Below are 12,580 nucleotides of genomic sequence, written 5' to 3' on the forward strand. Positions count from 1 at the left end.
ATCCCGTACCGTCGCCACGATCCCACGCCCCTCCGTCCCGAAGCAGACCCCGCCCACACCACCGGGGCCATGCACAACGCGGGCCGAAGAAACTGGGACACGGCCCGGTGCCCGTACAACGGCCGTACAAGCCCCGTACAACAACCACCACTCCGCCCCGAGCCCTCCGTACGACGCCCTCGACGTACGGCCGTACCCCCTGGTCACCAGCCCGCTCGCCCCTCCACGCTGCCGACGTGACACAGCACCGCATCACCGACGAGACACGGTCCGACGCCGCCACCCACCACCTGACCCTGCGCTTCAGCAGCACCAGGCGCGGCGCCCGCCTGGCCCGCCAACTCGCCGTCCAGCAGTTCACCGAGTGGACCGGCCTCCCGTACGACTCCGACCCCGCGCAAAGCGTCGCCCTCGTCACGGCCGAACTCGCCTCCAACGCGATCCGCCACGGCAGCCTCCCCGGCCGCGACTTCCGTCTGACGCTGCTCCACCTGCCCCGGGCCCTCCGCATCGAGGTCACGGACACCCGGCCCGAGCGCCTGCCGACGCCCGTGACACCACAGTCCGCCGACGAGACATCGGGCCGCGGACTGCTCCTCGTCCAGGCCTACGCGGACCGCTGGGGATGCGGGGCCCGCGACGCGTACACGAAGACCATCTGGGCGGAAGTGCCGCTCCACACCACGGGATCGTGACCCACCCGCCTGCGAAAGCCGCCGCAACCCCGATGAGCAAGACCGTCAGCGTCCGCCGTAGTGCTCCGCCAGCTTCTCGATCTCCCGGACCCACAGCAACGTGTCGTCGCCCGCCCGCTTGTACGGTGCGCGCCGGGCCAGTTTGAAGAAGCCGCCGGACGGCTGGCCGCTGTACTGCAACACCACGAGCGCCGACAACAGGGGCAGTGCTCCATCGGGGCTCTCCCGGACCGAGGCGTCCTCCAGGAGGTAGGGCATGGGGCCCTCGTGGGCGGGGACGTGATGACCGAGCCGAGCCACTCCCTGCTCAGGTCACCGTACGGAATGGGCGCCGCCCCCTGCCGTGCTCGCGCACGCAGGATCTCGATCACGGCGTCCAGCGCCTGCTCGTACTCGAACGTGCCCTTCTGCATGTGCCCCTCCCGGCCTCGTGGTCCGAGACCGCCGAGCCTATGGCCGCCGTCCATTCGGCCGGGATCGAACGCCCGAAGTGGAACGCTCGCCTCTTGTGAACTGAGTACATGGATCGCATACTGTTTTCGATCAACCGTTGCCTGCCTCCCGGCAGGCGCGCGTGGCCCGGGGGACCCGTGACCGGCTCGGACGGCAGAGCCGATGCGGCGGTTAAGGCGACGAGTTGCCGGACCGCCCGCACCACGACAAGCTCTGCCACTTCGCTCACCAACCGCGCCCCCGTACGGAGTCACCCCATGTCGCGATACCGACGTGCCGCCGGCACCGCACTCCTTGTCGCCGCCGTGCTTGCCGTCGGAGGCTGCGGGAGTGACGACGAACCCGCTGCCGGGGAGTCCTCCACCACCGCTACGGAGGACGTGACCGGGAATCAGCCGACCCCGTCCGACAGCGAGTCGGACTCGGACCCCGCACCGGAGGAGACGACGGCCGAGGGCGACAACTCGATCGAGGACGTCCTGACCGCCGCAGGTGTCGACGACGACTTGGTCAACCGGCTCGGCGAGGTGGGCGACGCCAACAACTACGGCCTCGGGGAGGGCGTCGAGACCAGCCTGGAGGACCGCCGGCGGCTCGCGGTCCTCCAGGTCGACGCCTGCCGCAACGTGGCCGTCGGTCACCGGACGTGGGAGGGCATCCAGTACTCGGACGAGGCGAACGGCGGGACCGAGGAGCAGGCCGCCGCGATGGCCGACTTCCTGCGGACGGAGTTCTGCCCGCACGTGACGCCGTTCAAGGAGGCGCCGCTTCCCGACCAGACCCTCGACGGACCGACCGAGGACGACCGCGGCGGCCGGGGACTCGCTTCTCCAGTGAGCTGGTGGGACCACCGCTACCCACGTGTCTCGTGGTCCAAGGCGTGTGCGGCGCAGACGGGAATGCCCGCCGGCGACCCCGTGGCCTACCGCCTGGCGAAGGACGAGGTCGTCTGCGCCACCGTCCCGCCTGCCACTGCCTGGAAGAAACACCTCATCAACGTGGACATCGTCTTCTCGTCCCCCGTCGACGAGGACCGGGCACGGAAGGCCACGCTCGCCCTGCTCCCCTCCGACGCGGAGGCGACGGAGCCGGAGGAGGGCACCAACGCCGACTGGTCGTACATGGAAGGCGGCTGCCTGAGCACCAACTTCCGTACCGCGACGATGGAAAAACTGACGGACGGACTGGAGGAGGATCCGGAGCCCTGGGCGTCCGCCCTCTACTACTCCGACGGACAGATCCAGGACGGAGCCGTCGGCGACTACACCGGCGAGGTCAAGCAGATCTCGCTCTCCACGGGCGCCCACGAACCCGGCGCGTCGGGCGACCTGATCTGCTGACGGTCGCGGCCCGGAAATCCCGAGGACTCCGCCACGCGTGCCGCCTACCCTGGCGCCATGGCCCACGCCAAGACCTCCTACGTCTGCCTGCCCTGCCGGGCCTCCTACAAGCAGCCCTACGACCGGGACAGGCAGCGGACCTGCCCCCGCTGCGCCCGGCCGCTGATCCACGTCGGCTCCGCGTTCGCCCCACCCCGCCGCCGGGACACCGCGGCCTGGCGGACGCTGTCCGTACTGCTGCACGCCGGCGTCCGTTTCCACAACAGCTGCTGCGGCGGGCCCGGGTACCGCCCTCGCACCCTGAGCGAGGTCCGCGAACGGATGACGTACGCCCGGCGCAGCGGCGAGCCCTTCGCCGAGGCACTCGTACGGCGCGAGGTGCCCTGACGCCGGCACGGGGCTGAGGCGGGCGTACGTGACCGAGGACGGACCCGGCCCGTGCGGAGGTCAGTTCTCCAGGCGGACCGGCATCAGGATCGAGAACGTCCCCTCGTCGTCGGGCCGGCGGACGGCGAGGGGCGCCGTGGGAGCGCCCAGCTCCAGGACCAGCTCCTCCCGCGCCCCGGCCGCGAGCGCGTGCAGCAGGAAATCGCGGTTGACGGCGACGTTGCCCTGGTCGTCGTCACCGTCGTCGCACACGATCACGGTTCCGCTCTCCGTCACCCTGAGCACACTGAGGTCCTGGGTCGTGTGGTCCTGCTCGCGGGTCTCGCCGGCGCGGACCGGACCGGTCTCCAGCGCCTGGCGGAAGGCCGCCGTGTCGACGTGCGCCCGGCGGCCGGCCGGGAGACCGGTGAGGCGGCGGTAGTCGGGGAACTCGTGTCCCAGGCTCTGGCCGGCCGCCTGGCGATCCCCTGCCTCCAGCGTCACGCGGTCACCGTCCACCGTGAGCTGGACGGGTTCCTCACCGGTCAGCAGCGCCCGCATCGCGTCGGCGAGCGGAAGGGGCACGACGACCTGCGTCCGGGATGCGACAGCCATCCGGTAGCGGTCGGTGGCCACGAGGCGGAGTTCTTCCCCCTCGATGTCGAACAGGACCCCGCCGAGCGTCGGCAACTCGGTGTCGGTACTGGCGGCGAAACGGACCGCGTCCAGCGCGGCGGCCAGCGCCGGTGCGGAGAGGGACGGCCGGGCGGTGGTGGTGCGGAGCGACGTCATGGGATTCTCCCTGTGGTCGAGTAGGGCTCGGAGCGTGGAGAACTCACCGCGGGCGTCGGACAGCCCTCGTTCGAGACGGCGCAGGTGTGCCTGGAGCAGACCTCGCACGAGATCGCCGTCCGAGCCGGACCAGCCGGCCAGGACGAGCCGGATGTCGGCCAGGGGCATGCCCGCCCGGCGCAGACGGACCAGCAAGCGGGCCTCCTCCACCTGCTCGGGCTGGTACCAGCGGTAGCCGCTGACCGGGTCCACCCAGGCGGGAACCAGTACACCGGCCCGGTCGTAGAACCGGAGCGCACTCACGCTCAGTCCGCTGTCTCGGGCCATTTCCCCGATGCTGCGCATCTCGCTCTCCACACCCGGAACTCTGGGCCCTCGACAAGGTCGAGGGTCAACCCCGCCTCAGCTCCGGCGTACCGCTCAGGCAGGGCAGGCTGCCCGGGTGGTGGCGTTGCCCCAACGCATCATCAGGTAGTGGTTGCCGCCGATCTGCGCCACGGCGTAGCGCGCGTACGGCCATGCGTCACCCGCGACTTCCCGTTGGGCCACGAGAGCCCGGCACGCCTCGCCGGCGGCCATGGCCGCCCATGACTCGGCCTTCCCCTGGTTCCACGGTGCGTAGTCGGACCAGACGTACATCACCGAGTTGGCCGGGTCGAAGCCCACTTTGATCTCCGCGTTGCCCAGCACCCGATCGGTACCGAGGACCTGGCGCATGGAGTTGCTCCGCTGAATGAGCCTCCGGGCGAGGTGGTCCGCGACCCGGATCTCGTCGCCGTCGGTGCTGGGGATCATCGCCTGACCGAGGCCGTCCTCGTCCGGTGCCCAGTCCTGCGCGTTGCCGTCCGAGTCCTGCACGCTGCCGTCGTCGGCCGCCACCTGGCACTTGGAGTTGGTGACGAAGTCGTCCTGCCAGGTGACCTCGGGATCCTGGCCCGGCTCCTCCTTCACCATCACGTACCGGCGGTACGGGAGGTCCGGGTGCAGACGCAGTACGACATCCCGCGCCGTCAGGCACATGTTCCTGGCGATCTCCGTCTCCGCGTACATCGCGCCCTGCTCGTCGGAGCTGAGCGTGTACGAGAGGTAGACCTCCCGGCGCGACTCGTGGAACCGCACGGTCTCCGGGGAGAAGTCGGCGCCGTCGCTCAGCTCCTGGGCGACGACACCTTCGTCGTGCAGGACCGCGCGCGCCACGTCGTGCTCGCCCGCGCCCTGAGCCGCTCGCGCCTGGCCCCAGCTGCGCGGTCGCCTCGTCGCCGCTCGTGGCCCGCTGCTTCGCCGCCGCGCCGCTCTTCACCGTCTTCGTGGACGGTTGCGCGGATCCGGCCGACGACGACGACGAGGCCGAGGACGCCGCCGACGACGTGTGCGTGTCGGTCCCCGTGTCCCCCGGCAGCAGCGCCGCCACCCCTCCGGCCAGGCCACCGATGACGCCCGCCGCGAGGAGCAGGCCGCCGACCAGCCGCTTCTTCGGCCGCTTCCGGTCCGCGGTCAGGTGCCATGACGGATCGTCCCCGGCCGGCACGTCCCATGCAGCCGCGACCATGTCCACGGCCGTCGCCGGTCCCGAGCCAGCGCCCCCCACCTGGGTCGCCTCGGAGGCCAGCCGGACGGCGCACTCACAGGCGGCTTCGGCGGCCGACGGGCGATCAGCGGGTTCCTTGGACAGCGCCTTCTCCACGACCCCGCGCAGGGCGGTGGGGACGCCGTCCAGATCCGCCTCACCCGACATCACGCGGAAGGCCACCACGTCGGGTGCGCCCGCCCCGAACGGCAGCCGCCCGGTGGCCGCGTAGGCCACGAGCGCTCCCCAGGCGAACACGTCGCCCGCCGGACCCGCGGTGCCCTGACGGTACTGCTCTGGGCTGATCCAGCCGGGGGTGCCGGTCATCACCCCGGTCCGGGTGACGCTGGTGCCGTCGGCGGCGTGGGCGATGCCGAAGTCCAGCACTTGGGGCCCGGAGGGCGTGAGGAGGACGTTCTGCGGCTTCACGTCGCGGTGCACCACCCCCGCGGCGTGGATGGCGGCCAGTGCCTGTGCCGTGGCGGCGGCGAAGGCGTACAGGCTTCCCTCGTCGAGGGGCCCGCGCGCGCTCACATGCTGGTTCAGCGTCGGTCCCGGCACGTAGGCGGTGGCCAGCCACGGCGTCTGCGCGTCCGGATCGGCGGCGAGCAGCGGGACGAGGTGCGGCCCGGTGACCCGGGAGGACAGTTCCACCTCGCGCCTGAACCGGGCCCGGAACTCGGAATCCTGGGCATGCTCGGGGTGGACCACCTTGACCGCCACCCGCAGTCCTTCGGAGGTGACTCCGGCGTGGACGGTGCCCATGCCTCCGGCGCCGAGACGGCCGACGATGCGGTACGGGCCTATGCGGGTGGGATCGCCGGGGCGGGCGGGCTGCACTCTTCCGCCGGAGCCGTTCTCGCTCACGCGCACTTCCTTGAACTGTTGGTCTGCCCAGCGGGCCAGCGGACGGACTGATGGTCAGAGAAAATGGGGGTCCGGAGTCGCGGCGAGCACTGTGTGCTGATGCGGTGAGGAGTCAACGGGCGGCGTGATGCGCCGCGAGAGCCTTCAACTCGTTGACCCAGAGCTCCACTTCGTCGCCGCTGCGTCGGTACGGAGCACGCCGGGCCAGTTTGAAGAAGCCGCCGGACGGTATGCGCGTCTCCTGCAGCACCACCAGCGCCGACAGCATGGGCAATGAACCGTCCGGGTTCTCGCGAGCGGAGGCGTCTTCCAACAGGTGAGGCATCGGCCCCTCGTGGGCCGGCACCGGATGGCCGAGCCGCTGAAGTTCATTGCTCAACTGGCCGTACTGCAAGGGTTCCGCCCCCTGACGCGCTCGGTCCCGCAGAATCCCGACCAGAGCGTCCAGCGCCTGTTCGTATTCATGGCTGCCCTTCCGCATGGGCGGTCCCCTCCCCGTGGGCCATGTGCTGCTGGGCGAGCCTATGCCTCCCGCGCACCGATGGACAGCCTGAGCGTCGATTCAGGTGGCAAATCGTTGTGAACTTAGCGCACGACAGCCCATACTGATGGCCTTTGACAACGGTTGCCTCATGGGGGTGGGCTACCCGGTCATCCGGCGATCGAGCAGGTCGTCGGCGTCAGCAGAGTGGGAGGGCTTGGGCATGGGTGGGAACGACGCCGCCAGAGTGAGATTCCTCGAGTTGGGGTGCAGTCTCGAAGACGCCGACACTCTGGTTCGTGCGGGCATCGACCCGGACATCGTCGGAACCAATGCCCGTGACGCCGTCCCCTTCGCCTCCGCTGCCCTCCATCACGGTCTGGCTGACCCCAACGGCTGTCTGGAGGCCGCAGGTGGCGATCCGGACGAGGCATGGAAGGCCTGGGCGATGGACTCCGTGGAGGGTCCTGTGGGCGATGGGGATGGCGAAGGTGACGAAGACGAGGGCGACGGCGGCTGTCGCGTCTACGGCTGGGTGAGCGCCTACATCGGCTGTGTCGGCCCGGGTGAGTACACCATCGAGTTGTATGACGATCTGGGGCTGCCGGGCAACGCCACCTACGTGGACACTCTGACCTTCTCCCTGCCCGTGGCGGCTGTGGCCGGTTCTCCGGAGTCCCGGGACGCCTGCGTCATCAAGGCGGCCACCGAAGCACTCGCCGCCTACGGATGCATCCCGGGATCCGACTTCCACGGCAGGGACGGCAGCTTCAGCGTCCAGGTGCAGGCCAGCGATCGCGCCCTGGAATGGCTCGAGGACCAGCGGTCGGTGGCGGAGAAGCTCGAACTGCTGCTCGCGGGGCTGCACGGTCTGCTGGACGATCCGGCGGCTGTTCGTGCAGGCCGCGACCGGCCCGGCGTCGACGTCATCGCGGCACCCTGCCCAAGCCTTCCGGACCCGGCCCCGGAAGGTGCTCGCACCTCGATCGTCGACTGGAACGACCTCGAAACGTTCCTGCAGGAGGCAGCTGCCCAACAGCCCAACCACGTCGTGATCGAGCGGTATCACGGCGGCTGGGCCAGGCGCCTCGACGGAGCACGCGACCTGAGGCATCCCGGTCTGCGCGGTCTGAAGCGTGCGCGGACGGAAGCGGCGCGGCGCGATCATCAACTGAGCGGCTTCACAGCGGTGTTCCGCTCTGGCGAAGAGGTGCATCGTTACCTGGTCCAGGCCGACTGGGCGGAGGAACTGGACCGCCGACTGAAGGCGTGGGAGCAGGACATCAGGGCCGTGCGGGAAGAGCGGGCTTCCTTTCCCCACCTCAAGCGGTGGGGAAAGCAGCTGCGCGAGGCCCTGCTGAACGACGAGCAGTACCTGGCGGCTCGGACGCCCTCAGCCCAGGACGGTCGGGGCGCGGACCTCGCCCGCAGCATGTTCGGCCCCGACTGCCCCGTGCAGTCCGTCTACATCCGGCGCGCCCTCACCAAGGCGCGGGCCAGGCGGACCGAACTCCTCATCGAGCGGCAGCGGGAGCAGTGGAAGGCCGCCGTTCCGGCCTGGGCGGCCCGGCTGGCCGTCTCGGCGGACTTCCAGCAGGGCACGACCGCGGAACGCGCCATGCTCGCCAGCAACCTCCTGTACGCGCACGACCCCGCGGCCGACACACCCGAACTCGTCCGCCTGCTGCGCACCGCGGCTGCCGCTCTCCTGCCATCTGACGGCCAGAGGGCCGCCGACGGGACCGCTGCCGCTGGTCACCACCCGGGATAGCGGTCCCACCAGTGCGGGTCCCAGCCGGCGGTGTACTCGCCGCCGCTGGGGGAGTCGGCGAGCTGGGCGACGAGGTCGCGGGCAAGGGTGTCGAGGACCCAGGCCAGTTCGTGGCGGCTGATCAGCTCGACGGGCAGCGCCTCCGCGCCATGCAGCGCTCCGAGCAGCGCCCCGGCCACGCAGGCGACCGAGTCGCCGTCCGGCGCCCCGGCGGCGAAGCGCAGCGCGGCGCTCACCTCGGCTCGGTCGGGGAAGGAAGCGGCGACATACAGGCCGCCGAGCAGTGCCGAGGGCGCCGTGGCGTCCGGTGCGAGCCGCGCGAGCCGTCCAGGGTCCGCGGGGTGATCGTCTGCCTGCGAGAGTGCCGCTTCGAGCTGCTCGAGTTCACTGTCGGTCAGGGCGTCGGTGCGGGTGAGGGCGCGGACGCCGTCCCTCAACGCCTGCCGCACCTGCGGTCGCTCGCCGGCCGAGGTCAGGCAGTAGCTGGCCAGCACGGCAGCGTGGGCCGCCGCGGAGTGCGCGACCGGGTCGCCGTGGGTGAGGGTGGCGAACTGGCGGGCCTGTCCTGCCCAGTACGCCCGGTCGGTACCGGCGACGGCCACAGCGACAGGCAGGGTACGGGTGAGGGCGTGGCAGCCGCGGCTGGCCGTGGGCCTCTCCACCATGCCGTGCTCCGTCTTGGCCAGGGCGGCCACCGTCGCCGGTGCCGAACCGCGCCGCTCGGCCAGCACGGGAACCTGGGCGAGCCAGCCGTCGGGCTTGTCGTCGGGCCAGGACCACCGCTTCGCCTGCAGCCCCTGCAAGGCCGCCCACCGGCAGTAGGCGTGCCACACCACTCCCTTCGGAGCGCATATCCCCTTGTGCTTGCCGCGCACGAAGGCACGGATCACGCCCTCGGTGGTGAAGCAGGCCAGCTGGGTGCTAACTCCTGCCCGCAGCGTGCCGTCGGCCGGCAACTTGCCCCGAGCGGCGCCCAGCGTGTCCCCCAGAGCCAGACCGAGCAGCAACCCGCGCACTCGGGACATCGCGTTCTTCTCCTTCAGGAATTCCCTGGCCCACTTCCGCTCTCCGACCGTGCCCTCCATCCCCTCGTGGCCGGTGGTCCGGTCCTCCTCCCGGATCCGCGCAGAGCCACCGCCGGAGCGGCTGCCCGCGGCCAGGTCGAGCACCGCGTCGTGCAGCTCGGGATGCGCCGACAGCTGCCAGCCGTGCACCAGCACCTCGCGCAAGTCCGACAGCGCGGTCTTGGGATCGGTGCCGGTGGCCAGATGGCTGTAGAGCGCGGCGACGGCCGGTGTGCGGCTCTGTCCGGCAACGCAGTGGAGCAGGACCCGCTTGCCCTCCTGACGCAGTCGCAGCACCTGACGGGCGGCCTGGTCCAGCACGTAGTGGAGGTTGGCGTTCTCTCCCTGGCTGTCCACCAGCCAGACGCGCAGGTGCTCGACGTCGGCGCCGGCCAGGATCGGGTCGGAGCCGATGCGGCACAGAGAGACCACGGCGTCAACCGGGACCGCCTCCGTACCCTGGGCCAGGGCCAGATTGCCCAGCACCACCCCGGCGTCGTGCGGGTGGGCGACGGTGAAGCCGTGGGGGGTGGAGGACGAGACGGGCATGCGCGCGGCGGATGGCCAGCCAGCGGCGTCGTCACTGCCGCCGCGGGCGGTGAGCACGGCCAGCCGGACCAGGTCGGCCCCGGTGAGGCCGGGCCAGCCGTGCACGTCCCGCTGCCACTCCAGCGGGACGGCGGAACAGCCCCAGCGCGCGCCGAGGAGGGCGCCGGCGATCGCCGCGACGGTGTCCGTGTCGGTGCCGGCCCGGATCGCCGCTTCCAGGGCGAGACGTAGGTGCTGCGCGGGGAAGCTTCCCTCGGCGGGGTTCAGCTCGGGAACCCCGGTGCGGGTGATGGCCGACCAGGCGGCCTGCAGAGCATGGATCACCCAGCCGTTGTGGGAGAAGTGGTGCGGTGGGTGGGCCTCCGCTTCGTCCAGCCGTTGCGCCCACACGCCCCGGCGCTCCGCGGGGAGGAGGTCCAGGCCGGCGCGGACGCCGTCGAACGTCCCGTCGAGCACCGCGGTGCGGATACCCGAGCACCACAGCACACAGGCGTCGGCGCAGTCGGGGTCCGGGTGGGTGAGCGCGCTGACGGCGACGGCAGCCTCGGCCATCGCCGCGGCATCAGCGAGGTGGGCCAGGGCGACGATCCCGGTGCGCATCAGCGAGCCGTTGCCGGCACTGCGGTCGTTGCCGGCGCTGAAACGACGGGCGGCCTCCGCCATCGCCGCACCAGGTCTCTCGGACCCTCCGGCGACTGCGTTCAGAACGGTTCTGGTCTGGGAGCCGACATCAGAGGCCCCCTCGCTCAGCCAGCGCTGGAAGTTGCGGGCGATCGCGTCGAGGGACTGGGGGCTACGCAGATCCGCGCCGGTCGCCGCCACCTCGGCGATGCAGGCCTGCATCTGGGTGTCGTCGGAGTACTCGCCGGGCTCGTACGGTCCCAGCCCGCCACCGATCATCTGCGGCTGCTGGTCTGCGCGCAGCGTCGCCTGGAACTCGTACGGCACGCCGAGTGCGTCGCCCACGGCCGCGCCGAGCAGCACCCCGGCGGCACGATCGGTGCCCCGGGCGTCCAGGCTGGGGTTCGGTATGTGTGTGCTGGACATGGGACTCCATACGGTCGGCGGCACGCGGCACGCGGCAGGCGCAGAAGGGAATCGGGATTGATGGGGCGTCAGCTTGGCACACTGACCTCTTTATCGTCAACCAGACGATAGTGGGGTTCTCGGCCGGTCAGAGGCCGGCGAAGGCGGGTGCCCAGGCGAGCCGCAGACCGACACTTCCGGCCAGTGCGGCCCAACGGGCCAAGGACGGGGGCCTCTCGAGGACCAGAACCGGATGTAGAACGGTATTGGGGTGCATGCTCCGCAATTGGTGTGCGTAGTCGAGGACTTGTCCGATGCCCAGGCGGATCTGCTGTTCCTCACGTGCTCCGGTCAGGCTCTTGACCTCGGCGACGAACACCTCTTCACCGCGAGACCATCCGGCGTCGAACTGGGGGGCGCCGGGAGCGTGGGCACGTGCTTCGACGCCCTGGCGCGACAGGTGTGCGATGAGCGCACCGACTGTCGCTTCGTGTGCGGTCGTCGCCTTGTCGAGAGTGCTGAGGTCCAGCGCCAGATCACCAGACAGGCGTCGGCCCGTGCGCCGTACGCGCAGAGGGGCGCCGAGAACGCCACCGCCCTCGGTCGTATCGGCTGCGACGGGACGTACGCGTCCGGCACGCGCCTTTCTCAGCTCCAGGCACGGCGCGGGACGTCCCTTGAGTAACTTGGAGAAGCCGTCCGCGTCCACGACACAGACATGCCGCCCCCGGCTGCGCTCGGCCTCGGCGTCCACGAGCGTACTGCTGTAGGCGCGACGGTCATCGGTCACGACCTTGCTGGCCAGATCGCCGTAGACCACGAGGGTGACCTTCCGCGAGAAGTCGGTCTTGGTGACCGCACCTCGCTGCCCGGCTCTCTTGGCGCAGGTGGCTCTGACCGTCCACACGCCGTCGACGAGAACCCGGCCCGTGAAGCAGACCGTGTGGCCCTTGAGTCCATGCACCGTACCCCTGCATGCTCCGTCCGGCACAGGCATCCCTCCCTCAGTCGTCGTCCGGCGACAGCCAGTCGATGTGCCGCAGTACGGGCACGATCTTGAAGCACGTGAAGGCCACCACAGGTGTCTCGTCGTCTGCTGCGGGAAAGAACAAGGCGTGCTGCAGTGGCTTCTCGTGCTGCGGATCGTCGAGGTCCACCAGAGGCAGGTTCGGGCGGTCGAAGGCGGGCCCCAGGCTGACGCCCTCCCGGGCGGTCAGCTCCCGGAGCCGGGTCAGCCCCACTTGGTCGGCGAGATCCGCTGTCGTGAGCGACTTCTTGACCCGCGGCCTGTCCTGCCTGTCCACATAGGTGGGGAACACCATGATGCGTAGTTCCCCACGCTTCTCGGTGGTGTAGATCCCCGAGCGTAGCCTGTTGTGCAGGTTGGAGAGGGCTGCGGGCATCTCCGGGACAACGGTGGGCTTGTAGAGCACGACATCCCGCTCGCCGTTCGCCCAGTGGTTGTCATGCACCGTCAGCACGGGCTGTCCGGGCAGCCGCAGCTCCCATTCGATGGCGCTCGCCCGGGAGAGCACGCCCGAACAGGTTGTGCCTGTCTTCTCCACGCGCGCCCCGTCGTTGCGGGCCAGCGCAAGGTCGTTCATTAACC

At 70.7% G+C, this 12,580-nt stretch carries 12 protein-coding genes and 1 pseudogene; 5 read left to right on the forward strand and 8 right to left on the reverse strand.

Annotated features, from left to right (window positions below; all coding sequences use genetic code 11):
* Positions 1–236 precede the first annotated feature (236 nt).
* A complete protein-coding gene (locus ABZ876_RS17305) occupies positions 237–695 on the forward strand; it encodes an ATP-binding protein (protein ID WP_361781070.1) in 459 nt (152 codons plus the stop codon).
* Between the two features lie 45 nt (positions 696–740).
* Here ABZ876_RS17305 and ABZ876_RS17310 read toward each other — a convergent pair whose 3' ends face one another.
* Complete coding sequence (locus ABZ876_RS17310) at positions 741–953, reverse strand: hypothetical protein (protein ID WP_361781073.1); 213 nt, start codon at positions 951–953, stop codon at positions 741–743.
* A 452-nt stretch (positions 954–1,405) separates the two neighbouring features.
* On the opposite strand from ABZ876_RS17310, the gene ABZ876_RS17315 reads away from it, so the two are divergent.
* Positions 1,406–2,488, forward strand: coding sequence for a hypothetical protein (locus tag ABZ876_RS17315; protein ID WP_361781076.1), 1,083 nt, complete (start codon positions 1,406–1,408; stop codon positions 2,486–2,488).
* A 57-nt stretch (positions 2,489–2,545) separates the two neighbouring features.
* Positions 2,546–2,875, forward strand: coding sequence for a deoxyxylulose-5-phosphate synthase (locus ABZ876_RS17320; protein ID WP_361781078.1), 330 nt, complete (start codon positions 2,546–2,548; stop codon positions 2,873–2,875).
* Positions 2,876–2,935: 60 nt separating this feature from the next.
* On the opposite strand, the gene ABZ876_RS17325 is transcribed toward ABZ876_RS17320, so the two are convergent.
* On the reverse strand, positions 2,936–3,991 hold the full coding sequence (locus tag ABZ876_RS17325) for a MerR family transcriptional regulator (protein ID WP_361781081.1): 1,056 nt from the start codon (positions 3,989–3,991) through the stop codon (positions 2,936–2,938).
* Positions 3,992–4,066: 75 nt separating this feature from the next.
* Complete coding sequence (locus ABZ876_RS17330) at positions 4,067–4,843, reverse strand: hypothetical protein (protein ID WP_361781084.1); 777 nt, start codon at positions 4,841–4,843, stop codon at positions 4,067–4,069.
* A 68-nt stretch (positions 4,844–4,911) separates the two neighbouring features.
* Between ABZ876_RS17330 and ABZ876_RS17335 the strand changes: the two genes are divergently transcribed.
* A complete protein-coding gene (locus ABZ876_RS17335; RefSeq protein WP_361781087.1) occupies positions 4,912–5,445 on the forward strand; it encodes a hypothetical protein in 534 nt (177 codons plus the stop codon).
* On the opposite strand, the pseudogene ABZ876_RS17340 reads toward ABZ876_RS17335, so the two are convergent.
* Positions 5,334–5,978: pseudogene (locus ABZ876_RS17340) on the reverse strand (serine/threonine-protein kinase); the annotation flags it as partial. The gene ABZ876_RS17335 and the pseudogene ABZ876_RS17340 overlap by 112 nt on opposite strands.
* A 214-nt stretch (positions 5,979–6,192) precedes the next feature.
* The gene (locus ABZ876_RS17345) at positions 6,193–6,561 is read right to left on the reverse strand and encodes a hypothetical protein (RefSeq protein WP_361781090.1); all 369 of its coding nucleotides are present in this window, start codon (positions 6,559–6,561) and stop codon (positions 6,193–6,195) included.
* A 223-nt stretch (positions 6,562–6,784) separates the two neighbouring features.
* Here ABZ876_RS17345 and ABZ876_RS17350 point away from each other — a divergent pair, with 223 nt between their 5' ends.
* The gene (locus ABZ876_RS17350) at positions 6,785–8,332 is read left to right on the forward strand and encodes a hypothetical protein (RefSeq protein WP_361781093.1); all 1,548 of its coding nucleotides are present in this window, start codon (positions 6,785–6,787) and stop codon (positions 8,330–8,332) included.
* Here ABZ876_RS17350 and ABZ876_RS17355 read toward each other — a convergent pair.
* From ABZ876_RS17355 to ABZ876_RS17365, 3 genes are all read right to left on the reverse strand, one after another.
* Positions 8,317–10,992 (reverse strand): ADP-ribosylglycohydrolase family protein, encoded by a 2,676-nt coding sequence (locus ABZ876_RS17355; protein WP_361781096.1) that lies wholly within the window; start codon positions 10,990–10,992, stop codon positions 8,317–8,319. The two genes, ABZ876_RS17350 and ABZ876_RS17355, sit on opposite strands and share 16 nt — an antisense overlap.
* 127 nt (positions 10,993–11,119) lie before the next feature.
* Positions 11,120–11,935 carry a hypothetical protein gene (locus ABZ876_RS17360; RefSeq protein ID WP_361781099.1) on the reverse strand — a complete coding sequence of 272 codons (816 nt, stop codon included), beginning with the start codon at positions 11,933–11,935 and terminating at the stop codon, positions 11,120–11,122.
* A 40-nt stretch (positions 11,936–11,975) separates the two neighbouring features.
* Positions 11,976–12,575 carry a hypothetical protein gene (locus tag ABZ876_RS17365; protein WP_361781102.1) on the reverse strand — a complete coding sequence of 200 codons (600 nt, stop codon included), beginning with the start codon at positions 12,573–12,575 and terminating at the stop codon, positions 11,976–11,978.
* Positions 12,576–12,580 lie beyond the last annotated feature (5 nt).

The organism is Streptomyces sp. NPDC046931 (assembly GCF_040644655.1).
In the GTDB taxonomy this organism is placed as follows: domain Bacteria; phylum Actinomycetota; class Actinomycetes; order Streptomycetales; family Streptomycetaceae; genus Streptomyces.